Origin of the sequence: Sphingomonas sp., from assembly GCF_030145815.1 — a bacterium.
Classification (GTDB): domain Bacteria; phylum Pseudomonadota; class Alphaproteobacteria; order Sphingomonadales; family Sphingomonadaceae; genus Sphingomonas.
This window is the reverse complement of sequence record NZ_JAIXHL010000003.1, coordinates 249,531-272,806: the sequence shown is the minus strand read 5'-3', so window position 1 is coordinate 272,806 and position 23,276 is coordinate 249,531. Positions and strand designations below refer to the sequence as shown.

Here is a 23,276-nt window from a genome sequence, read left to right as displayed (position 1 = left end):
ACATCCGACCAGGACACGATCAGATCCGGCTGAACATCCCCATCACGCCTCATCGCCATCGCTGCAGCCTATCTCGTCCTTCAATACTCTCTCTGAATCAGACGGACCCGACTTCGTCAACGGGCTGATAATCGGAGAGCAGTAACCAACCGCAATGCGGCCTCGCAGGCCGTAGCTGACATTTCGGGCAGTCGTCTGCAGATTATCGACGTCGGTGATGATGCGACGGGCCTGCTCGATGAAGGGCCGACCGTTTTCCGTGATTTCAGCACCGCGCGTCGAACGCTCAAACAGCTTCACGCCGAGCTGCTCTTCGAGCTGGTGCACTCTCCGGCTCAGGGTGATCTGCTTCACATTGAGCAATGCCGCCGCGCGAGAAAAGCTCTGGGTGTCAGCGGTCGCCACCGCGTATCTCAATTGCCGTATCTCGATTGCCACTGACGTGGTGTTCGGGATAGTCGGCGACGACCGCTGACCAGATTGATCAGAACTTCATTTTGATCGAAGCCTGGAAGGTCCGGCCGATCACGTCGTAAGTTGCCGCATCCGTGGTCAGCGGGGTCGCGCTGATGAACGGAGGCGTTTTGTCGGTGAGGTTGGTCACACCGAACCCGAAAATGAAGCGATCGTTCACGTCGAATTCCGCGTGGAAGTCGAGATAATTGTACGCTCCCACACCGGGCGTGGTCGAAGCGGGGTTCGCGAGTAGATCCGAGTGGATCATCGGCGAAATATGCCGCCAAGCGAGGGTCGCGTTGAAGTTGTCCCGCTCGTAGGTCAAGCTGGTGTTGATTTTCCACTTGGGATGGGAGACCCCGCCACCGACACTGCCGAAGCCAGCGGTACCCGTGTAGTTGCGGGTCGGCGAACCGAGCAGGCCTGCGACCGTGTAGTCAATCAGGTAGGAAGCAGACGAGCGCAGCTCGAGGCTGCCCGCGTTCTCCGACATCCCCAGCGCATCGAGTCCGAACTTCCAGCTGAGCTGGGCGTCGATACCCGAAACCGTGTAGGTTGCGAAATTGAACAGACCCTGGCGTCCGTCCGAGATTTGCCCGGTGAGGGGATCGCGGGTGATGCGGTCGCAATAGGGATTGTTGAGCGAGTAGGTTGGGTTGCTGACGCCGTCCGAGTTGAAGCAGCGTGGCAAGATGTCCGAGAGTTGAAGCGATCCGATCGCGTCCTTGATCTCGATGTGATAGTAGTCGACCGACAAGGCCACCCGGCTGAATAGGCTGCTGTCGAAACGCGGGGTCAGCACGGCACCGAACGAATAGGTCTTCGCGCGTTCCGGCGTCAGGTTCGGATTGCTGCCGTCGGTTCCCGGGGCCGCGTTGCTGCCGTAAGAATAGGTTGGGTAGATCGCCGAGGGAACGCCTTGTGCTATACACAGGGTCTGAACCTGGCTTGCGGCCGATCCAGTCCGATAAACGCTGCCAGCCGCGCAGGGATCACCCGCGTTGGGACCGGTGCCGATCGGGAATGCCCCGGTCGAGGTCGGACCGAACAAGTTGCCGAGGCTGGGCGCGCGGATGGCGACCGAGTAGCTGCCGCGAACCAGCAGCGGATCGACCGGGCGCCAAGTCAAGTCAGCCTTGTAGGTGTGCTGCCCACCGAACTGATCGTAGTCGGAGTAGCGGTAGCCGCCACCCAGCGTCAGTTCCTGGAAGAAGGTCTTGTCCCGCAGGATCGGCACCAGCAATTCGGCAAAGACTTCCTTGACCTTCTGCTGGCCCGACGCCGGGCTGACAAAGCCGTAAGCGATCGAGTCATTGGTCCGCAGCAGCGAGTCGGGAACATAGTTGAACGACGTCTCGCGGTAATCGGCGCCCAGCGCGAAGCTCAGGTCACCGGCAGGCAAGGTGAACAAGGGACCCTGAATGGTCGCTTCGACGATCTTCTGAGTCTGATCGTTGGTGCTGTGATTGACGCGGCTCACATACTCCTTGCAGCCCGCGCTCATCGGGGTGAGGCCAAACGGGTTCCAAGCATAGCCGATGCAGGTGCCAGCCGGACCGCGATAGTTCGCGGTTCCGTTGAGCACGCTGTTGATCGCCGAAAGGCTGCCCTCGCCGTACATATCATTGATGAACTGCGACTTGCCGTACGATCCGTAGAGGTTCCACTTGAGATCGGTGCCCGGAATGTTGCCATTGAACCCGAGCACAGCCTGCCAGACATTATACTTGAACGGCTCGACGCGGTTGCCCAGATCCTTGAGCAGCTTCGAGACGATGATGTTGCCTGTCGGAGTCGGAGCGATCGATGCCAGCACTTGCTGCAGCGCCGGATTGCCTGTCACGAACGGATTGTTCTGCGGAACGAGCAGCGGCACGGCGGGACGGGTATTGGCAGGACCGGTCTGGCTAAGCGCTTCGGAGTTCAGATAGTTGAACTGGGCGTAGGCGGTGATGTCGTCGCTGATGTCGTAAGACACTTTGCCGAAGGCATTGTAACGCGTCAGCGGGACCTGGACAGCAAAATACTGGCCCAGCGAGACCTGCACCTGACGGCAGTTGGGGCTGATCGCGAGGCCAGGGGTGTTACCGTTCAGGCCGCGATAGTTCTGGACGCAGTTGGTGCCAGCGATGCTGGTGAACAGCGTTCCGTCGCCATTGATGCCGATGCCACCGTTATAGGCTCCAGTACCGGCAATCGGCGTGGTGCCAGGGTAGCCGGCGAGGACGGCATTGACCGCCGCGATGGTCGGCGCGCCGCCGCCATAGTTGCCCGCGATGATCACGCCTTCGGGCGGGCGGGCGACGTTACGGATGCCCGCAAAGAAGGGACGATCGCGACCAGCGACGGCGTTGCGGTCGGCATATTCGACTGCGAAGACGAAGCGTCCGCGGTCGTCGGAAAACTTCCCGCCAAAAGCGGCGCTCAGCCCAATCTGGCGGCCGTCGCCTTCTTCTGCGAGGCTACCCTTGGCGGACAGCTCGAGGCCTTCGAGGTCGGTGCGCAGCTTGAAGTTGACGACGCCGGCGACGGCATCCGAACCGTAGGTCGAGGAAGCACCCCCGGTGATCACTTCGACCGAGCCGATCAGCGCCGAAGGAATGGTATTGAGGTCAATCGCGCCATCAGGGGCCGACGACATCATCCGGCGACCGTCGAGGAGAACGAGCGAACGGTTCGGGCCAAGCCCGCGCAAGTCGCTGTAGGACTGGCCTCCGGCAAAGCCGATCGTGCCCTGGGAGTCGCCGACTTCCGCTGCGCCCTGCGCGCCGGAGAACTGCGGCAACTGGCCGATCGCCTTGTCGAGCGATACCGAACTGGATTGCGCCAGCACGTCGGCACCGACGGTCGAGATTGGGCTCGATGAAGTATTGTCGCGACGCGTGATCAGTGAGCCCGTGACGACGATCTCGCCCGCAGGCTGGGACTCTTCTTCGGTTGCTTGGGCATCTTCCTGGGCTGGGTCGGCGTCTTGGGCCGACGCAAGCGTGGGGTGGGAAACGGCCAGCGTGGCCGCGAGAATCGCAATGCTCGACGGTCCGTTTGCGACTCGCAACTTGAGTGACTTCATTTCCCCTCTCCTTTGATGTGTCGATCTTCTTGGCCGAATCGCGAATTCGGCTTTCTGAGCAGGAAGTAGCAAGCGAACCTTTCACCTAACTGTCGCAGGGGAATCGACCGATTCCATCGCCTTAACATTGCAAATACGGCTATAATCTTCGCCAATTCCCGACATCTTCGCTTGACGCACTTGGGTTTCGCGCGCATCCGAAATGCCCGACAACCCGACCCAGCTGCGTTCGCGAAGCGCTCGGTCGGCGGATCCCTTAGAATCAGGAGACACGCCGATGACTCAGGTCGGAATAGACACGCTTGGTGCGCGCAGCACCCTTCAGGTCGCAAACAAGGAATACGCCTACGACTTGGTCAAGCAAGCAGCAGAACCCGAGGAGAGCGACCTTCCCGGCGCAGTCACCTGCGACGACGGGTCCACCTTCAGCTTCTCAGCACTTTGTCGGCTCGATACAGCAAATGAAGCCGAATACTTCATGCATGGTGGAATCCTTCACTATGTGCTGAGAAAGCTTGCGGCGTAATCAAGATGGCTGACCCGAAAGCCATTGTCTTTGCGGCGCTCCAGCGCCAAGATGTGATTTGTGCAACATGCTTCATTCAGCGTGCCAGATGGCCCGAATTCTTCTGATTGAAGACGACCCCGCCCTTGGGCGAGGCGTTTGCGCTCTGCTGCGCGGGAGTGGTCACACCATCGACTGGATTCAGGATGGTGAAACGGGTTTGATGATGGCGCAGACCGAGCCGTTTGCAGCCATCGTTCTGGACCTTGGTTTGCCCGATATGTCGGGCCTCGATGTTCTGCGGACGCTGCGGCGAGAGAAGAATGCAACGCCCGTGCTCATTCTCACCGCGCGCGATGCAATCGAAGATCGCGTCACGGGGCTCGACGCCGGCGGCGATGATTATCTGCTCAAGCCTTTCGAACCGGTCGAACTCGAGGCTCGGCTGCGCGCATTGGTCCGAAGGTCGAGCGGAGAAGCGTCTTCGACCGTCGTCGTCGGCAAAATGGAGATCGATTATGCGAGCCGTCAGGTTCACATCTCTGGTCGTTCAGTGGAACTGCGTCGCCGCGAATGGGCAGTGCTCGAGCGTCTCGCCCTGAAGGTCGGCAAAGTCGTTCCGAAGGAGCGACTGAATTCCGAAGTGTTCGGCTATGACGAAGCTGTCGCGCCGAATGCGCTTGAAGTGTATGTCGCTCGCCTGCGCAAGAAGCTTGAACCCGACGGTCCGACTATCCGCGCGATCCGCGGCTTGGGCTACGTCCTCGACCCTAACGAATGACGGGGGGGATCAGAACTCGGTCCAGGCTGGCGAACGTCCCGCGCTCGCTGACAGCGCGACTTCTCCTGGCCCTCGCCGCACCTATGATCCTTGCTGCAATCGTCCTCGGATTTGGCGGCGCCTGGTGGATCGAGGAGATGGTCGAGGGCGTCAACGACCGCATTCTAGCGGCCGCTTCGCGCGCAATCGCCGACTCGCTGACGGTCGTCGACGGCAAGATCCAGCTCGAGCTCTCGCCTGCGATCTTTGGCATGATGGAGAACAACGCGCGCGACAACGTGTTCTACAGCGTGACCCATCGCGGTAAGGTATTGAGCGGCTACGACGACCTGCCCTCGATCACGCCCACCAACCTCGGCGATACCCAGGTGATTTTCGGCAACGGAACGTATCTCGACCGCCCGATCCGCATCGTCGCTGAGGGGCGTAGCCTCCCCCAGATCGACTCCCCTGTGGTGATCCAGGTCGCCGAAACGCTCGATGCCCGCGAGCGGGTCTCGTACCAGATGCTCACGGGGCTGCTGGTGCTGGAATTCACGCTGATCGCACTTGCCGCAGCGTTCATCACCATCGCCGTGCGGTGGGGTCTGCGTCCGCTCGACGCGCTGCGCAATGATATGGACAGCCGCGCCGCTGCCGATCTGGCACCGCTTCCGCTTGAGGCCGTGCCCGTCGAACTTCATAGTCTGGTTAAGAGTTTCAACAGCATCCTGCTTCGCCTCGATGCCGCGATCGTCGGAATCAGGCGTTTTACCGCGGACGCGTCGCATCAATTACGCACTCCCCTGACAGTCATCCGGACGCATCTGACAAACTACCGCCGCGTCGATCCTCGGAGTCCCGACGCTGCCGCCGCAATCCAGGATATCGATCAGGCAAGCGAAAGGCTGAGCAATCTGCTGGTCCAGCTCCTGGCTCTGGCGCGCGCCGACGCCGCTGCGCCCACTACGGTGGAGTTGACGCGCCTCGACCTCCATTCAATCGCCGAGGCGGTAGTGTCCGATTTTGCGCTTCCGGCGATCCGAGCCGATGTCGAGCTTTCGATTGCTGGATCCTCTGGTAAAGTGTTTGCAAAGGTCAATAAAGCTATCGCCGTCGAGCTCGTCGGAAACCTGGTCGACAATGCGATTCTGTATGCCGGTCGGGGATCCAAGGTGGAGGTCAGCGCCGCGCTGATCAATGGCCGTCCTACCCTCATAGTCGAAGATGACGGCCCCGGCATTCCGAAGAAGGACCGAGCCCGCGCGATGGTTCGCTTTGGTCGGGTCGGTAAAGCGAGCGAAAGTTCCGGGAGCGGGCTCGGCCTCAACATCGCCGCGGGACTGGCCGAGGCGATTGGCGGCGAGCTCTCGCTGGCTACGGCCAAAAGCGGTCGCGGGCTTAGGGTCGAGATAATCTTCGGTGAACGCGGCTCTCGCTAAACCTGAGCACGCAATCACATATTTCGTGCCTCGATTATGAGACGAAGGGGACGATCCCGAAAAGAAAGGTCGCGGCGAAAAACACGAGAAACGAACCGCAGGCCCACTTCAGCGTGAAACGCTGGAACTCGCCGAAATCGACGCCGACAAAGCCGGCGAGGAGATAGCTCGACGGCACCAATGGACTTAGCAGATGGATCTGCTGCCCGATGAGCGAAGCCCGCCCGATTTCAGCGGCCGTCAGCCCATAGTGGCTTCCTGCCTCAGCGAGAATCGGGAGCATTCCGAAGTAGAAGGCGTCATTCGAAATGAAAAAAGTGAACGGCGCGCTAATCGCGCCGGTGATCGGTCCCATGTAGGGTCCCCAAGCTTCAGGAATAGCCGCGATCACTGAGGCCGACATCGCATCGACCATCTTCGTGCCGGACAGAATTCCGGTGAATATCCCTGCCGCAAACACAAGCCCCGCCACGGACAGGGCATTACCGGCATGATCGGAAACGCGTTGGCGTTGCTGCTCCAGATTCGGGAAATTCACGGAAAGCGCGATGGCGAAAAACACGATGAAGAGAACCGCCGAGGGAAACGCGCCAGAGATCAGCGAGACCAGCAATCCGAGCGTCAGGACCAGGTTGAACACGAACAGTTTGGGCCGCCGCGTTTCGAGGTAGTCGCTATCGCTTTCGGCGATGATTTCCTGAGCGCTTGCATTTTCGTCGATCGCATCGGCGGGAAGCAAGGCGAGGCGGTCACGTTCCTTGCACCCGAAGCGATAGGCTACGAATATCACCCATGCCGCCGTCGCTGCCATCGCAGGGATCAGCGGAACGAATACATCGGCAGCATCCAGCCGCAAAGTGCCCATTACCCGCGCGGTTGGCCCGCCCCAAGGAAGGACGTTCATGACCGCGCCAGACATCACGACAATGCAAGCCAGCATCCTGACATCGAGCTTCATGTGGCGATAGAGCGGAAGCATCGCCGCCGTGGTGATCATGTAAGTCGTGGTGCCGTCGCCATCGAGCGACACCGTCAAGGCCAGGATTGCGGTTCCGACGAGTATCCTGACCGGATCACCGTGAACGATTTTGACGATTGCGGCGACCATCGGATCGAACAAACCAACGTCGATCATCAGCCCAAAGTAGAGAATGGCGAAGATGAGCATGACGCCGGTTGGCGCCAGTTCCTTGACCCCATCGAGCATCATCGGCCCCAAATCTGCGAGGCCGAAGTTGCCGACCACCGCAGACGCAAACAAGGCGAAGACGATCGGGATGATGACGAGCGCAACCATCGCGGCCATGCGCTTCGTCATGATCAGCGTCATGAATGTTGCAACCATCGCATATGCGATCAGCGACAGCATACCGAACTCTCCCTTCGGCCCAGGGTTCAACTACCCACGTGAGCCGCAAATATTGTTTCACTTGCTGGGCGCCGTCGCCCAACGCAAAAATTTCCAGGCTCGTCTGCAAGTCTCCAGAGGAGTCGCACTGAGCTTCGCAACGATTGCCGCCGCCCCACCGGGTGTTCTCGGCTGGCTATACGATTTGTTGTGCCGAATTAGAAAGACGATCAACTGGTTATCGCTGACTTTACAGCAGGCATTCCCTTCCACAATTTGATTCCCCGATGCTACCGCGAGAAGCTTTCATCAAACTGTCGGATGGAAGTGTGTCGTCCTTTGTCCCTGAGCCAGATGCCGCGAACCAAAGAGTTTGCTGGCAGCAGGGAAATTATGCCGGTAGGAGCGAACCGAAGCCTTGAGATCAAGATCGAGGTGCTTCGGGGGAGGTATGCAAGGCAGTCGCCGGCTCATTATCGAATCAATGATGTGCCTCGGCCTGCTGCTTTCCGTGTCCAATTGCACCGAAAGTCCGCCTATTAGCCAAGTCCCAAGCTATTACCCCAGCGGATACCAGTCGCTAATCGACGCCGCAGAGAATGAAGGCAGGATCGTTATCTGGTCGAGCACCGACAACGAGCGAATCGGTGACGCGCTTCGCCTGTTCGCAACGAAGTTTCCAATGGTCAAAATCGAGTACCACGAGATGGAGACCGCCGATCTCTATCGCAATTTCATCGCAGACGTTAAGTCCGGAAAGCACTCAGCCGATTTCGTCTTCAGCTCCGCGATGGATACGCAGATGAAGCTCGTCAACGATGGCTATGCTCTCTCTTATGAGTCGCCCGAACGCACATACCTGGCTCCTTGGGCGAATTGGAAAGACCAGGCCTGGGGTGTGACCGCCGAGCCTGTGGTTTTTCTGGCAAACCGCACCCTCCTGCACCCGACCGAGATTCCTGACAGTCATATCGCGTTTCGAAACATGCTCGAGAATACCACCATCATGAAGAACAAGGTGGTGAGCTATGACCCGACTGTCTCTGCGTTCGGATACCTGGTCCTGTACCAGGACGAACTGGCCAGCCCCAGCGTTTGGCGGACCGTTCGCGGTCTTGGTGCCAACAATGCCAAATATTACCGCACCGCCGATGTCCTGATCGAAGAGATCTCATCAGGCCGGGCCGCGTTCGGCTACAATATTCTCGGTTCGTACGCAGCCGACGCAGCCACGCGAGATCCGCGGCTGAAAATTATCACGCCGAAGGACTATACGCTCGTTTCATCACGCATCGCGATCATCCCTTCAACCGCGCGGCATCCCGCGGCGGCGAAGGTGTTCCTCGACTTCATCCTCTCCCAGGCCGGGCAAGCCCAGTTGGCCAACCACCAGTTGAAATCGGTGCGTCGGGACGTGCCCGCACCGGAGCATCTCAGTCTGGCGAATACCAATGAACGTGCGATCAGAGTCGGGCCGGCGCTGCTGGTTCTGCAGGATCAGCTGACTCGCCAGCAGTTCCTCGCCAAATGGGATGCGGCGATCCAGGCCGGAAAGCGCGATCGTCCGAACTGATGGCTGCCCTTTGCGAGTCCATGCAATGGCAGCCTGGCATTACGTGCCAGTCGGCGAAACGGGCTGAGGGACGATCGTCTTGACGATCGAGGCATCCAGTTCCTCGTAATCATGCAGGCCGATGACATCGTAGAGCTCGGCCCGGGTCTGCATTTCTGCGACCATGTTGTGGGTGCCGCCATCCTGCGCGATCGCGGCATAGAGCCTCGCCTGCGCCTTGTTCGCGACCCGGAGGCTAGAAACCGGCCAGATGACCATCTTGTAGCCCATCTCCTCGAACTGCTCGGCGGTGAAGAATGGTGTCTTCCCGAACTCGGTCATGTTCGCGAGCAACGGCACCCCGTCCAGCTTGCGGGCGAACTTCTCGAACATTTCGCGGGTGTTGAGCGCCTCAGGGAAGATCGCGTCCGCGCCTGACTGAACGTATAGCTTTGCGCGCTCCACGGCGGCGTCGAAGCCTTCCACGCCCGCCGCATCGGTGCGGGCGACGATGACGATATCGCGGCTTGCCTTCTTCGCAGCGGCGACTTTCGCAGCCATGTCGGTGGCGGGAACCAGCGACTTGCCATTCAAGTGGCCGCACTTCTTCGGCAGAATTTGATCCTCGAGATGGACCGCGCCAGCACCGGCTTCCTCAAATGCGCGAACCATGTGCATCACGTTAAGCGCTTCACCGTAACCGGTATCGCCATCGACCAATAGCGGCAGGCCCGACGACCGGGCGATCTGGCGGATGAAGAAAGTGACTTCATCAACCGTGATGATCCCGAGATCGGGTAATCCCATCGACGCGGTCATGGCTGCGCCGGAGAGATATAAGCCGTCGAACCCGGCCTGCTTGGCCTGGATGGCCGCTTGACCATTGTGGGCACCGGGCAGGCAGTAGATTCCGGGACGAGCGAGCGCCGCGCGAAAGCGCTTTCCGGCGCTGATTTCGGGCAACTGGTTGGCGATCAAATATGGCATGGGAAACCCTTCAAGAAATCGAGTTAGAACGAGTTAGCGGGGATGTAGACCGTCCCCTGCATCAGAATTCTGGCACTCCGGCTCATGGTCGCTTTCGCGACCGACCAGCCGTCGGCGTCCTGCTGTGCAACCGCACCGACCCGCAGCGTCCCCGACGGATGACCAAAGCGCACAATTTCTCTTTCACCGCCTCCGGCGGCCATGTTGACCAGCGTCCCCGGCACTGCCGCAGCCGCCGCAATTGCGACCGCCGCTGTGCCCATCATCGCGTGATGCAGTTTGCCCATCGACATGGCTCGGACTAGCAAGTCGATGTCCGCGGAAGAAACCCGCTTTCCGCTCGATGAAACATAGTCGCAGGGCGGTGCGACGAACGCGATCTTAGGTGTGTGTTGACGCGTGGCGGCTTCTTCGACCGACTGGAACAGGCCCATCTTGACCGCGCCGATCGCGCGGAGCGCTTCGAACCGGCGCAGCGCGGCGGCATCGCCGTTGATCGCTTCTCGAAGTTCGGTGCCTCGATAACCGATATCGCGCGCGTCGACAAAGATCGTCGGAATGCCAGCGTTGATCAGCGTCGCGTTGAGTTTACCGGCAAGGACCAGATCAGCAGGGACTTCCAGCTCGTCGATGAGATTGCCCGTCGGGAACATGCCGCCAGCGTCAGCTTCGCCATTATCCTCGACCGGATCGATCATTTCGAGGACGATCTCCGCTGCCGGGAACGTCACCCCATCCAGTTCGAAATCTCCGGTCTCCTGGACCAGCCCACCGTCAACCGGAACATGCGCGATGATCGTCTTGCCGATATTGGCTTGCCAGAGCCGCACGGTGCATACGCCGCCTTCCGCCCGTTCCGCAGCATTCACATAGCCCGCATGGATCGCGAAAGCCCCGGCCGCGGCCGAGAGATTGCCGCAGTTTCCTGACCAGTCGACCAACGGAGAATCGATCGAAACCTGGCCGAATAGGTAATCCACATCGTGTTCGGCGTCGGCGCTCGGCGAAATGATTACGCATTTGCTGGTACTGGAGGTCGCGCCGCCCATCCCGTCGATCTGGGCGCCATAAGGATCGGGGCTGCCGATGATCCGCTGCAACAGCCTGTCCCGCGCGGGACCGGGCACGGCGCATCGCTCCGGCAGATCCTCCAGCCGGAAGAAAACCCCCTTGCTGGTCCCGCCCCGCATGTATGTGGCCGGGATGCCGACTTGACCACCCCCAGCCATCACGCCGCCTCCGGCTGTTCGGACAGGAAATCCTCGGCGAAGCGCTGGAGAACCCCGCCGGCCTGGTAGATGGAGACCTCCTCGGCCGTATCGATCCGGCACTTGGCCGGAATTTCGATGATGCTTTCATCGGCACGATGGACGACCACGGTCACCAGCGCGCCCGCGGCCGGCTCGCCAGCGATGTCAAAGGTCTCTGTCCCGTCGAGACCGAAAGTCAAGCGAGTCGAGCCAGGCAGAAATTCGAGCGGTAGAACGCCCATGCCGACGAGGTTCGTGCGATGAATGCGCTCGAAGCCCTCAGCAAGAACGACCTCGACGCCCGCAAGCCGAACGCCCTTCGCCGCCCAGTCGCGCGACGATCCCTGGCCGTAGTCCTTGCCGGCGACAATGATCAGCGGTTGACCGCGCTTCTGATAGGCCTCCATCGCCTCCCACATCCGGACAAGGTTGCCGTCGGGCATCAGCCGGGTCAGCGATCCCTTGCGCACTTCGCCGTCGACCACCGCCATCTCGTTGACCAGCTGCGGGTTGGCGAAGGTCGCCCGCATCGCGGTCAGGTGATCGCCGCGATGGGTCGCGTAGGAATTGAAATCCTCTTCGGGCAGCCCCATCCGGGCAAGGTATTCGCCTGCCGCCGAATTCGCTAGAATTGCGTTCGATGGCGAGAGGTGATCGGTCGTGATGTTGTCGGGCAGGACGGCCAAAGGTCGCATACCCTTCAGCCGACGTGGGTTCGCCGCAAGCGCGCCGATGCCGCTGGTATCCCAATAGGGTGGACGGCGAATATAGGTCGATTGCGGACGCCAGTCGTAGAGCGGCTTCGCACTCTCCTCCGCGCCCCGATGGGCGCTAAGCATAGGCTCGTAAACTTCGTGGAACTGTTGCGGGTTGACCGAAGCGGTGACGATCGCGTCGATCTCTTCGTCAGAAGGCCACAGGTCTTTCAGGCGGATTTCGCGGCCGTCGACGACCCCGAACACGTCCTTTTCGATGTCGAACCGAATGGTGCCGGCCAGCGAATAGGCGACAACTAGGGGCGGCGAGGCGAGGAAAGCCTGCTTGGCATAGGGGTGGATTCGGCCATCGAAGTTGCGGTTTCCGGAAAGGACCGCTGTCGCATAGAGATCACGGTCGATGATTTCCTGCTGGATCTTCGGATCCAGCGCGCCTGACATGCCGTTGCAGGTCGTGCAGGCATAGCCGACGATGCCGAACCCGAGCGCTTCCAGTTCAGGCAGCAGCCCCGACTCTTCGAGGTAGAGCCGCGCCACCTTTGACCCAGGGGCGAACGACGTCTTGACCCACGACTTGCGCGACAGCCCGAGTGCGTTGGCATTTTTCGCGAGCAAGCCTGCCGCGACCACGTTACGCGGGTTCGATGTATTGGTGCAGCTGGTGATCGCGGCGATGATCACTGCCCCATCGGGGAGAAGACCTTCGCTGATTTCGGCGATTGCATTATCCAGCCCGACCGCGATGCCGCGCTGCGCAAGTTCGGCCGTCGGCAGCCGTGCATGGGGATTGGACGGCCCGGCCATGTTCTGGCCCACGCTCGACAGGTCAAACGTGAGAACGCGCTCGTACTCGGCCGCGCTCAGCGCATCCGACCAGAGCCCCGTCGTGCGCGCATACTTTTCGACCAGCGCTACCTGATCGCCCGTGCGCCCGGTCAGGAGCAGGTAATCGACGGTTTGCTCGTCGATCGAAAACATCGCCGCGGTTGCCCCATATTCTGGGCACATGTTCGAAATTGTGGCGCGGTCACCAATCGGCAGGCTCGCGGCACCCTCGCCAAAGAACTCAAGCCAGGCGCCAACCACCCGCTCTTTGCGAAGGAACTCGGTCAAGGCGAGAGCAATGTCGGTTGCGGTGATGCCCGGCTGTCTGCGACCGTCGAGTCGCACCCCGACGATGTCGGGCAGTCGCATCATCGACGCCCGGCCAAGCATCACAGTCTCGGCTTCGAGACCGCCCACACCGACCGCGATGACGCCCAGCGCGTCGATATGCGGGGTATGACTGTCCGTCCCCACGCAGGTGTCAGGGAACGCCACTCCGCCCCGCACCTGGACGACAGGCGACAGTTTTTCGAGATTGATCTGGTGCATGATGCCGTTACCGGCCGGGATCACATCGACATTTTCGAAGGCGCGCCGCGCCCACTCGATGAAATGGAACCGATCCTCGTTGCGCCGGTCTTCAATCGCCCGGTTCTTGGCGAAGGCGTCGGGGTCGAAACCACCGTGCTCGACCGCCAAGCTGTGATCGACGATGAGCTGCGTCGGAACTACCGGATTGACCTTGGCGGGGTCGCCGCCTTCATCGGCGATTGCGTCGCGAAGCCCAGCGAGATCGACCAGCGCTGTCTGACCCAGAATGTCGTGGCAGACGACGCGCGCCGGATACCACGGGAAGTCGAGGTCGCGCTTGCGCTCGATTATTTGCATCAGCGCGTCGTCAAGCATCGCGGGGTCGCACCGACGGACCAGCTGTTCGGCCAGGATTCGCGCGACATAGGGCAACTTTTCGTAAGCCCCAGGACTCAACGCATCGACAGCCGCTCGCGTGTCAAAGAACTGAAGGTCGGTGCCCGGAAGCGGCTTACGAAACGCAGTATTCATCGATGGTTCTCTTCTGAGCGAGGTCACCGGAGTATGGCAACAAATGTCGGTCAAATGTCCGCCCGATGTGGCACCCGAACAGATCAAGCCTTTTCAAAAGCTCCCCCGTCCGGCCAACACAGCGCCGCGAACATTTTCCAGTTGCATACCGAGTCTAGCTGACATCTCGCTGTCACCGTCTATCTTGTCTTCGAGCACCGCCTGGACGACACTGCGCACGATCTCGCGCAGCTTCCTGCGCCATCAGCTCTTTGACAGCGGCGATCGACGGCTTAACTTCACTCCTGGTCATGGTGGGACTCCTCGGTGACGTAGTACATCACCGGCCTGCCATGACCGCTGCGGTCCTAAAGCGATTTTGCAAAACCTCCCGCCCACTACCGATTTTACGCCAACACTCTCTCACTAGTGAAAGTCCTTTCAATACTCCGCTACATTCGCTTTCAATCGCAATAGCGTCGGGGCCAAAGGACAGGTGAAATGAATAAAGGCAGCGATCATGGCTTTACTCGCACCATCCGGCGCCATCAGCTGAAAGAAATGGTGCCACTCGCCGACAGCACGATTTTCGGCATGGAGCAGCGCGGGGAGTTTCCGCGGCGTTTTGCGTTATCGCCGCGCTGCGTAGTTTGGGACCTCTCCGAAGTCGAAGATTGGTTGGCGTCACGACGATGCCGACCCATCGAGCGTGGCAAGCAGGTCGATGTGCGTGATCGCCGCTCCCGTCCGGTCAGAGACTCGGATCGAGTTCGAGCATAGGCGAAGACGGCGGCAGAACAGCAGGAGCGTATTTCTGCCCGGCGATCCAAGCATCTACGGTGTTTGACCATTCCTGCATCATGTGTCGGCGCTGCATCTCATACTCTGCCTTGTTATAGACACCGCGCGAGGATCGACCATCCTCGTGCGCCAAGCACTTCTCGATCCAGTCGCTGTTGAAGCCGAGTTCGTTGAGCAGAGTCGAGCCGGTCCGGCGGAGATCGTGCACCGTGAAGGGTTCGAGTGGCAGACCGTCCTTCCGAGCCTGCTCGACCACCGAATAGGTGACCCGGTTGAATGTGGCCCGAGACATCGGCGCGTCGGCATCATAGCGGGATGGCAGCAGGTAACGCGAATTGCCGGCGCAGGTCTTCAACGCGATCAGAATGTCGAGCATTTGCTGCGAGAGGTAGACGTTGTGCGCCTTGGACCGCTTCATCCGCTCTTTGGGGATGGACCAGACCGCGTTCTCGAAATCTACTTCGTCCCACACGGCATCCTGCAGCTCACTTTTGCGGACCATCGACAACAGATAGAATTTCATGCCGAGCCGGATAGTCGGAAGCGTCGCGACCTTTTCGATGCAGCGGAAGAGCACCCGTATCTCACTCGGTGACAGCGACCGATCCTTGGGAATAAACGTGGCGATCGACGAGGGGCCGACCTCATCGGCCGGATTGGCAATCTTCTCGCCATGAAGGATAGCGAACCCATATATCTGTTTTACGATGTCGCGGACATGGATCGCGGTCGCAGGCGCACCCCGGTCAACGATTGCGAGACAATGCGCGCGTAAATCGCCGGGTGTGATCTCGCTCAGCAGGCGGTTGCGCCAGTGCGGCACTAACTCGCGCTCGAAGATCGAGCGGCGCATTGCCCGGGTGCTGTCGGCCATAGGCCCGGCGGTCAACCACTTCTCGCCGAACTCGCCGAAGCTCTTCGCTTCCTTGATCCTGCGCTTGTCCCGCTGCTTCTCAATTGCGGGAGACAGGCCTTCCTGGATCATCCGCTTTGCATCGATGCATTTCTCACGAGCACGCGCAAGTGAGAGACCGGAATTGCAGTATTTCCCGAATGTTACTGTCTCGCGCCTGCCGTGCATCCGGTAATCGTAGCGGAATGAAATCGCGCCGTTCGTCCCGACCCGGACATACATGCCGTCTCGATCGGTGACCTTGTAGGGTTTGTCTTTGGGTTTCAGGCTTTTAAGGGCTGCATCAGTCAGCATGGACACATACTCCTTTCATTTTGACCGTCAGCCCGAAACGCACCTCTCCAACTCGAAAAAGCACAGGCTTTTCCGATTGTTAGCAAGAAAAATTTACCGTCAGTGGCTGTTGTGACCCTGACGGTAACGAGCGATTTTCAGGATGGCAAGAGCAGGCGATACCGTCAGCACGGCCGCGAATTTCGAACGCTGCCCACCGATTGTCGTTGAATGTCAATGAATGAGAAGTGTTTAATTTCAGTGCTTTACGTCGTAGTATTGCGCACTCTCGGACCCCTCTGGAGGGGCGAAAATCATTCCCACTCGATCGTCCCCGGCGGCTTTGAGGTGTAGTCATACACGACGCGATTGACGCCCTTCACCTCGTTGACGATCCGCGTGGCAACGCGGGTCAGGAAGCTGGCGTCGAACGGATAGACATCGGCGGTCATGCCGTCGGTGCTGGTCACCGCGCGCAGGCCGCACACACTGTCATAGGTGCGCCCGTCGCCCATCACGCCGACGGTCTTGACCGGCAACAGCACCGCGAACGCCTGCCAGATCGCGTCGTACAAGCCGGCGTTGCGGATTTCCTCGAGATACACCGCGTCCGCCTTGCGCAGGATGTCGCAGCGTTCCTTGGTCACTTCGCCCGGAATGCGGATGGCGAGGCCGGGTCCGGGGAACGGGTGGCGACCGACGAACACGTCGGGCAACCCGAGCTCGCGACCGAGCGCGCGGACCTCGTCCTTGAACAGCTCGCGCAGCGGTTCGACCAGCTGCATGTTCATGCGTTCGGGCAAGCCGCCGACATTGTGGTGGCTCTTGATCGTCACCGACGGACCGCCGGTGAAGCTCACACTCTCGATCACGTCGGGATAGAGCGTCCCCTGCGCCAGGAACTCCGCGCCGCCGATCTTTTTCGCTTCGGCTTCAAAGACATCGATGAAGGTCTTGCCGATGAATTTCCGCTTCGCCTCCGGGTCGGTAACACCGGCGAGGCCGTTCATGAACAGCGTCTCCGCGTTCACATGCACGAGCGGGATATTGTAATGGCCGCGGAACAGCGACACGACCTGATCGGCCTCGCCGCTGCGCATCAGCCCGTGGTCGACGAACACGCAGGTCAGCTGCTCGCCGATCGCTTCGTGAATCAGTACCGCAGCTACCGCGCTGTCGACCCCGCCCGACAGGCCGCAAATGACCTTGCCGCTGCCGACCTGCTTGCGGATTTCCGCGATCTTGGTCTGGCGGAATTCCGCCATCGTCCAGTCGCCCTTGAGCCCGCAGACATGCCGCACGAAATTGGCCAGCAGCTTGCCGCCATCCGGCGTGTGGACCACCTCGGGGTGGAACTGCATCGCATAGTAACGGCGGCTGTCGTCGGCGATCACCGCGAACGGCGCGCCCGGGCTGGCCGCAACCGGGCGGAAGCCGGGGGCAAGGTCGGTGACCTTGTCGCCATGGCTCATCCACACCTGATGCGTTTCGCCTTCGCTCCACAGTCCGTTGAACAGTGCGCAGCCATCGGCAATGTCGATGAAGGCCCGGCCGAACTCGCCGCTGTCGCCCAGCTGCACGCGCCCGCCCAGCTGGTGCATCATCACCTGCTGGCCGTAACAGATGCCCAGCACCGGAATGCCGCTGTCGAAGATCGCGTCGGGAACGCGCGGCGATCCGTCTTCCAGCACCGAAGCGGGCGAGCCCGACAGGATGACGCCACCGGGCTTCATCCGGTCGAACGCCTCTGCGGCGGCAGTGAACGGGGCGATTTCGCTATAGACGCCCGCTTCGCGCACGCGGCGCGCGATCAGCTGGGTCACCTGGCTGCCGAAATCGACGATGAGGATGGATTCGCCGGGCTGTGTCATGGCGAGCCGATAGGCAGCGACGCGGCGGGTGTAAAGGCATCGCCCCACCGGGGGAACCAATTCGGCGCCAGCGGATTCCGCGTGCCGACATGGTCACCGCCCCCTTAACCGCACCGGCAAAGCATTCGGAAGCGCGGCGCAGCTATCCTTCCCATATGCAGTCGAACCGGACCCCCCGCCGGATCATGCTGTCGATCCTTGGCGCCGCGGCACTGGTCGCGGCGCCCGCTTCGGCATCGATCCTCAATTATGTCGGTGAATGCGTGCCGTTTGCGCGCGCCGCGTCGGGCATCCAGATCTGGGGCGATGCCTGGACCTGGTGGAGCCAGGCCGCGAGCAGATATCAGCGCGGACAGACGCCGGAGGTCGGCGCGGTCGTGGCCTTCGCGAAATCGGAATCGCTGCAGCTCGGCCATGTCGCGGTCGTCAGCCGGGTGATCGAACCGCGCACGATCATGGTCACCCACGCCAACTGGTCGCGCATCGGCGGCAAGCGCGGTCAGGTGGAACAGGACGTCACCCTGTTCGACGTCTCCCCCGATGGCGACTGGACGCAAGTGAAGGTCTGGTATCGCGACAATGGCGGGCTCGGCGGGCGCTCCTACCCCGTCCACGGCTTCATCTATGGCCGCCCCGTCGGCGGCGCCAAGATCGCACGCGCCCGCCCCGCCCGCGAGCTGACCGGCGAACGCCCCGACTATGTCGGATCGCTGATCGACGCCTACGCGCGCTGAGGCTGGACGCGCGCGTTTGCCCGCGCCACACTCCCCCCATGTTCTTCTCCTTCGTCGATGAGCTCCGCGCCGCAGGCATCCCCGCCAGCATGAAGGAGCATCTCGTGCTCCTCGAAGCGCTCGACCGCGACGTGATCGATCGCACGCCCGAAGCCTTCTACTATCTCGCCCGCGCGACCTTCGTGAAGGACGAAGGCCTGCTCGACCGCTTCGACCAGGTGTTCGCGAAGGTCTTCAAGGGCATCGCCTCGACCTATGGCGTCCAGACCGCAGAGATACCGGAGGACTGGCTCAAGGCGATCGCCGAGAAATATCTGACCCCCGAGGAGATGGAGGCGATCAAGTCGCTCGGCTCGTGGGAAGAGATTATGGAGACGCTCAAGAAACGGCTCGAGGAGCAGCATGAACGCCATCAGGGCGGCAACAAATGGGTCGGGACCGGCGGCACCTCCCCCTATGGCAATTCGGGATATAACCCCGAAGGCGTGCGCATCGGCGGCGAGAGCGTCCACAAGCGCGCGCTGAAGGTCTGGGAAGGCCGCGAGTTCAAGAACCTCGACTCGACGCGCGAACTGGGCACCCGCAACATCAAGGTTGCGATGCGCCGCCTGCGCCGCTTTGCCCGCGAAGGCGCGGCGGACGAACTGGATATCGAGGGGACGATCGACGGCACCGCGCGGCAGGGCTGGCTCGACATCCGCATGCGGCCCGAGCGGCACAATGCGGTCAAATTGCTGCTCTTCCTCGACGTCGGCGGATCGATGGACCCGTGGGTCAAGCTGTGCGAGGAATTGTTCAGCGCCGCGACCGCCGAGTTCAAGAATCTCGAATTCTTCTACTTTCACAATTGCCTCTACGAAGGCGTTTGGAAGGACAATCGCCGCCGCTTTCAGGAGCGAACTCCCACGTGGGACGTGCTCCACAAATTCGGCCATGATTATAAGGTGATCTTCGTCGGGGACGCATCAATGTCACCCTATGAAATCAGCCACCCCGGCGGATCGGTCGAGCACTTCAATGAAGAGGCGGGCGCTGCATGGATGCAGCGGGTGACCAACACTTATCCCGCAACCGTCTGGCTCAATCCGATCCCCGAGGAGCAATGGGGCTATTCGCAATCGGTGCGGATCATGCGCGAGCTGATGAACGACCGCATGTACCCGCTGACGCTGGCGGGGCTGGACGATGCCATGCGCGAGTTGAGCCGGAAGACTTAGCATCATGCGAGTGGCGGGGACCAACCAGCAGCATCTCCTGAACCGCCGACGCGGTTGTTCACGATCGCCAGACCGGCTTTAGCCGCAACGATGTCGATCGACCTGTGCCTCGTCGTGCCACCCTTCGCACAGGTCGAGACGCCGACATTGGGGGTCGCGATCCTCGCTGCGGCGTGCCGCGCGCGCGGGCTGCGGGTGACCGTGGTGCATGCCAACCTCATGCTTGCCGCACGCGTCGGGCATGGCTGCTATGGCGAGATTGCAACGAGCAATGTCGCTTCACTGCTGGGCGAGCGGTTGTTCCTTCCCCACGCCTATCGTGCCGATCCGGCTGTTGCTTTCGATGCCCCGACCGCGTGGCCGCCCCGGCTTCGGTCGACCCACGACGCGGTGGCTCCGGCCATTGCCCCACTGCTCGACGATGTGTGCACGCGCATCCGATCGCTCGCGCCCCGTATCGTCGGCATCACCTCCAGCTTTCAGCAGACCCTGGCCGCATCGGCGATCGCGCAGCGGATAAAGGACGAAGCACCCGACACCCGGATTGTGCTCGGTGGTCCGAACGCTGCGTCGCCAATGGGCGAGGCGCTGGCCGACATCTTCCCGTGGATCGATCATTTCTTCTCGGGGGAGGCGGACATCGCCTTTCCCGATTTCTGCGCGCACCTGCTGGCAGACCCTGGCGCCGATCTGCCGCGCATCGTCCACTGCCCACCGCTGACCGATATGCGATGCAGCCCCGCACCCGATTTCAGCGACTATTTCGCCGATCTGGATCGTCTGGGCGACGCGCTTCCTGCATCACTGCCCGAAGCACTGCCGGTCGAACTGTCACGCGGGTGCTGGTGGGGCGCGAAGAATCACTGCACCTTTTGCGGGCTCAACGGCGCGACCATGATGTTCCGCGAAAAGCCCGGCGCGACCGCACTGGCGGAGCTGGACGGGCTTGAGGCAAAGTGGAGCATCGGTCGATTTGCCGTTGCCGACAACATCATGCCGCTGCGCTATCTGACCGATCTGCTCCCGGCGCTGGCGGCGCGGGGAGAGCCACCCACCTTGTTCTACGAGGTGAAGGCGAACCTGAAATACGACCAGCTGGCGCTGATGGCGCGCGCCGGCATCGAAAAGATTCAGCCCGGCATCGAGTCGCTATCGTCACCGGTTCTGAAGCTGATGCGCAAGGGCGTGTCAGCGCATCAGAACATCGCCCTGCTCCGCGATTGCCGCTCGCTCGGGATCGGAGTGGTGTGGAACTATCTCTACGGCTTTCCAGGCGAGCAGGTGGAGCATTACGCCCCCGTCGCTGCGTTGATCCCGGCGCTCGAACATCTTGAGCCGCCCAATGATTTCAGTCCGCTGATCGTCGATCGATTCAGCCCCTATCATAATACGCCCGAGGCATTCGGAATTGCCGGGATCGCGCCGATTGCCGCCTATCGCGGGCTGTTTCCGCGCCACGCGCGGCTGGATGCCATCGCCTATCATTTCCGCGGAAACTACACGACCGCGCTGATCAACGATGCCGACACCCGCCTCGCTATGGGCCGCGCGATCGGCCTATGGCGCTTGCAATGGGCGATCGGTGCGAGCCCACAGCTGCGGATCGTGGGTGCGGACGGAGCGCCGGTCGTGATCGACACGCGCCGCATTGCGACACAAGCGCAGATTTCGCTGCCCCCCGAATGGAACAGAGCGTTGCGCTTACTGGAGCGCCCGCACGCGGCAGATGATCTCGATGTGGACCCCGCAGTGATCGCCGAGCTGATCGCGCGCCACTACATCCTTGCACATGAAGGGCTATTGCTGAGCATCGTCACGCGTCAGGCTCAAGACATAACCGAGCCACCCGCCTATGCGAACGCGCCCGATGCCTGACGGACGGGCTGCGCGACCGCGCCCTGGGCCGGACGGACGACGATGCCGACCAATCTGTCCTCATAGTCGATCACGAACCCACGGCTGACCAGCCAGTCGGCGTCGGCGCACTGGTCCGGCGCGATGGCGTCGCGCGTGCGGGGCCGGTCGAGCGCGATGAGCAGGTCGCGCTGCCCCGGGGTAAGCGGGGTCATCGGGCGCAACGCCACGGGGCGGGTGTCGAGCACGACTGCAACACCATCCCGCTCGAACAGCTCTAGCACGGGAGGCGGCGTGCCGCGCGCGATCGTGCGCCACGCCGCGACTGCAGCGTTCAGTCGGCCGAGCAACGCGGGATCGTCGAGCAGTTCGGTCGCATAGTCGCCCTCGAAATGATAGGCGATGTCGGCGGGGTCGATCGAGCGTGGGTAGAGCGACCGATAGCCGGGCACGGGCGTGACCGCGCCGATGCCATTGGCATCATGCCCGCGATACAGCGGGCTGAACCGGTCGATGACGATGCGGTGCGGCCCATTGGGCGCGTCGAGATGGGAGAGCAACGGAATCAGCTTTGCCATCGCCGCGTAATCGGCGGCGGCTTCGCCCGGAAAGCCATAGATAATGTTCCAGATGACACCGATCTTCGTCGCCGCACAGTCACGCAGCAGCGCGATATTCTGGTGCGCCGACACGCCCTTGCGCATCAGCTTGAGCACCGGAGTCGATAAAGATTCGATCCCCGGCTGGATCATCGCGACGCCGCCGCGCGCCATCGTCTCGACCTCGGCACGGGTCAGGTTCGATTTCACTTCGTAGAACAGGCTCAACTTCGGCTCGCGCTCGGCAAGATCGGGGAGCAGCTCGGTCAGATAGGAGCGCGGCATGATGTTGATCTCGTCCACGCCCTTTGCCTTCAGCTCATCGGCCTTCTCGACATAGCCGGGCAGGTGACGCGCACGGCGATCATCGGTTCGATTGCGGGCGCGGCAGCGTCGAACACGCGCTGGTCATCGGCGGTCAGCGGCGGCGGCGCGGGCAGCTCTGCGACGATTTCAGGGGGATAGGCATAGTCGCGGAAGAGATGGTCGGCCACCATCGCGCGCATCGCCGTCCCTTCGACCGCCTCATAGGCATCGAGCCCGATCCGTGCGACGAGTGCGAGGTTGCCATGGATGATCCGGGTCGCGATCCCGCGTTGCGCACACGCCGCCTTGAGCACGGCGGGGCCGAGCTGGGGAAAGCTGACCGATGCGAAGGGCGGAACCGCCAGGCACAGGTCGGTCGGGCCGTCTTCACCTCTCGCCATGTCCGTTGCACCTCCCTGCCAGACCAAACTGTGACTCAGTCGGCTCTGTAGCGGAAGCACTTGAAGCGGGCGGCTTAGTCGTGCGAGCAAGTCGCATGATCCGACCCGCTTCCGAACTGTCCTGGCCCCCCGTCGCGGGCGAACTCGCCATTTACGATGCGCGCGACGGTCAATATCATGTGTTGAACCCGTCGGCGGCGGCGATCTGGACTGCCATCGCGGCGGAAACACCAGTCGCGCAGATTGCGACGGACCTGGCGGCGCGGCATGGCATTGCCGTCGATGCGATCCGGGCCGATGTCGATGCATTCATCACCGACGCGCTCCAGCTTGGGCTGCTGATCGATGCGTAAGG

19 protein-coding genes are annotated in these 23,276 nt (G+C 61.5%); 9 read left to right on the top strand and 10 right to left on the bottom strand.

The window, feature by feature from the left end:
• Positions 1-42: 42 nt before the first annotated feature.
• Both KYX69_RS04375 and KYX69_RS04370 read right to left on the bottom strand, forming a co-directional pair.
• Positions 43-438 (bottom strand): LysR family transcriptional regulator, encoded by a 396-nt coding sequence (locus KYX69_RS04375; protein ID WP_300494178.1) that lies wholly within the window; start codon positions 436-438, stop codon positions 43-45.
• A 46-nt stretch (positions 439-484) separates the two neighbouring features.
• Entirely contained in the window at positions 485-3,526 is a 3,042-nt protein-coding gene (locus KYX69_RS04370; RefSeq protein WP_300494177.1) for a TonB-dependent receptor, read from the bottom strand.
• A gap of 277 nt (positions 3,527-3,803) precedes the next feature.
• Between KYX69_RS04370 and KYX69_RS04365 the strand changes: the two genes are divergently transcribed.
• From KYX69_RS04365 to KYX69_RS04355, 3 genes are all read left to right on the top strand, one after another.
• Positions 3,804-4,052 (top strand): hypothetical protein, encoded by a 249-nt coding sequence (locus KYX69_RS04365; RefSeq protein WP_300494207.1) that lies wholly within the window; start codon positions 3,804-3,806, stop codon positions 4,050-4,052.
• Positions 4,053-4,140: 88 nt separating this feature from the next.
• Positions 4,141-4,812, top strand: coding sequence for a response regulator transcription factor (locus KYX69_RS04360; RefSeq protein ID WP_300494176.1), 672 nt, complete (start codon positions 4,141-4,143; stop codon positions 4,810-4,812).
• A gap of 83 nt (positions 4,813-4,895) precedes the next feature.
• The gene (locus KYX69_RS04355) at positions 4,896-6,233 is read left to right on the top strand and encodes a sensor histidine kinase (protein ID WP_300494173.1); all 1,338 of its coding nucleotides are present in this window, start codon (positions 4,896-4,898) and stop codon (positions 6,231-6,233) included.
• Positions 6,234-6,267: 34 nt separating this feature from the next.
• On the opposite strand, the gene KYX69_RS04350 is transcribed toward KYX69_RS04355, so the two are convergent.
• Positions 6,268-7,602: a CitMHS family transporter gene (locus KYX69_RS04350; RefSeq protein ID WP_300494170.1), complete on the bottom strand. Its 1,335-nt coding sequence runs from the start codon at positions 7,600-7,602 to the stop codon at positions 6,268-6,270.
• Positions 7,603-8,068: 466 nt separating this feature from the next.
• On the opposite strand from KYX69_RS04350, the gene KYX69_RS04345 reads away from it, so the two are divergent.
• Positions 8,069-9,154 (top strand): ABC transporter substrate-binding protein, encoded by a 1,086-nt coding sequence (locus KYX69_RS04345; RefSeq protein ID WP_300494167.1) that lies wholly within the window; start codon positions 8,069-8,071, stop codon positions 9,152-9,154.
• A gap of 39 nt (positions 9,155-9,193) precedes the next feature.
• Here KYX69_RS04345 and prpB read toward each other — a convergent pair whose 3' ends face one another.
• From prpB to acnD, 3 genes are read right to left on the bottom strand one after another with little or no spacing between them, the layout of a single operon-like run.
• A complete protein-coding gene (prpB, locus tag KYX69_RS04340; protein WP_300494165.1) occupies positions 9,194-10,120 on the bottom strand; it encodes a methylisocitrate lyase in 927 nt (308 codons plus the stop codon).
• 23 nt (positions 10,121-10,143) lie between these two features.
• On the bottom strand, positions 10,144-11,349 hold the full coding sequence (gene prpF, locus KYX69_RS04335) for a 2-methylaconitate cis-trans isomerase PrpF (RefSeq protein WP_300494205.1): 1,206 nt from the start codon (positions 11,347-11,349) through the stop codon (positions 10,144-10,146).
• Positions 11,349-13,973, bottom strand: a complete 2,625-nt coding sequence (acnD, locus tag KYX69_RS04330) for a Fe/S-dependent 2-methylisocitrate dehydratase AcnD (RefSeq protein WP_300494163.1) — start codon at positions 13,971-13,973, stop codon at positions 11,349-11,351. The genes prpF and acnD overlap by 1 nt, the downstream gene beginning before the upstream one ends.
• A 480-nt stretch (positions 13,974-14,453) precedes the next feature.
• On the opposite strand from acnD, the gene KYX69_RS04325 reads away from it, so the two are divergent.
• Positions 14,454-14,732 carry an AlpA family transcriptional regulator gene (locus KYX69_RS04325; RefSeq protein ID WP_300494161.1) on the top strand — a complete coding sequence of 93 codons (279 nt, stop codon included), beginning with the start codon at positions 14,454-14,456 and terminating at the stop codon, positions 14,730-14,732.
• Here the strand turns inward: KYX69_RS04325 and KYX69_RS04320 are convergent.
• Positions 14,704-15,960, bottom strand: a complete 1,257-nt coding sequence (locus tag KYX69_RS04320) for a site-specific integrase (RefSeq protein ID WP_300494159.1) — start codon at positions 15,958-15,960, stop codon at positions 14,704-14,706. The genes KYX69_RS04325 and KYX69_RS04320 overlap by 29 nt on opposite strands.
• A gap of 293 nt (positions 15,961-16,253) precedes the next feature.
• Positions 16,254-17,810, bottom strand: a complete 1,557-nt coding sequence (gene guaA / locus KYX69_RS04315) for a glutamine-hydrolyzing GMP synthase (RefSeq protein WP_300494157.1) — start codon at positions 17,808-17,810, stop codon at positions 16,254-16,256.
• Positions 17,811-17,995: 185 nt separating this feature from the next.
• On the opposite strand from guaA, the gene KYX69_RS04310 reads away from it, so the two are divergent.
• The 3 genes from KYX69_RS04310 (at position 17,996) to KYX69_RS04300 (ending at position 21,636) form a co-directional block, all read left to right on the top strand.
• Entirely contained in the window at positions 17,996-18,544 is a 549-nt protein-coding gene (locus tag KYX69_RS04310) for a CHAP domain-containing protein (protein WP_300494154.1), read from the top strand.
• Between the two features lie 38 nt (positions 18,545-18,582).
• On the top strand, positions 18,583-19,761 hold the full coding sequence (locus tag KYX69_RS04305) for a VWA domain-containing protein (protein WP_300494153.1): 1,179 nt from the start codon (positions 18,583-18,585) through the stop codon (positions 19,759-19,761).
• Between the two features lie 90 nt (positions 19,762-19,851).
• On the top strand, positions 19,852-21,636 hold the full coding sequence (locus KYX69_RS04300) for a RiPP maturation radical SAM C-methyltransferase (protein ID WP_300494151.1): 1,785 nt from the start codon (positions 19,852-19,854) through the stop codon (positions 21,634-21,636).
• Here KYX69_RS04300 and KYX69_RS04295 read toward each other — a convergent pair.
• Together KYX69_RS04295 and KYX69_RS04290 are read right to left on the bottom strand one after the other, a co-directional pair.
• Positions 21,612-22,517, bottom strand: a complete 906-nt coding sequence (locus tag KYX69_RS04295; protein ID WP_300494148.1) for a hypothetical protein — start codon at positions 22,515-22,517, stop codon at positions 21,612-21,614. The two genes, KYX69_RS04300 and KYX69_RS04295, sit on opposite strands and share 25 nt — an antisense overlap.
• Positions 22,518-22,528: 11 nt before the next feature.
• Complete coding sequence (locus KYX69_RS04290) at positions 22,529-22,921, bottom strand: hypothetical protein (protein ID WP_300494146.1); 393 nt, start codon at positions 22,919-22,921, stop codon at positions 22,529-22,531.
• 95 nt (positions 22,922-23,016) lie between these two features.
• On the opposite strand from KYX69_RS04290, the gene KYX69_RS04285 reads away from it, so the two are divergent.
• Complete coding sequence (locus KYX69_RS04285) at positions 23,017-23,274, top strand: PqqD family protein (RefSeq protein ID WP_300494143.1); 258 nt, start codon at positions 23,017-23,019, stop codon at positions 23,272-23,274.
• The last annotated feature ends 2 nt before the right edge of the window (positions 23,275-23,276 follow it).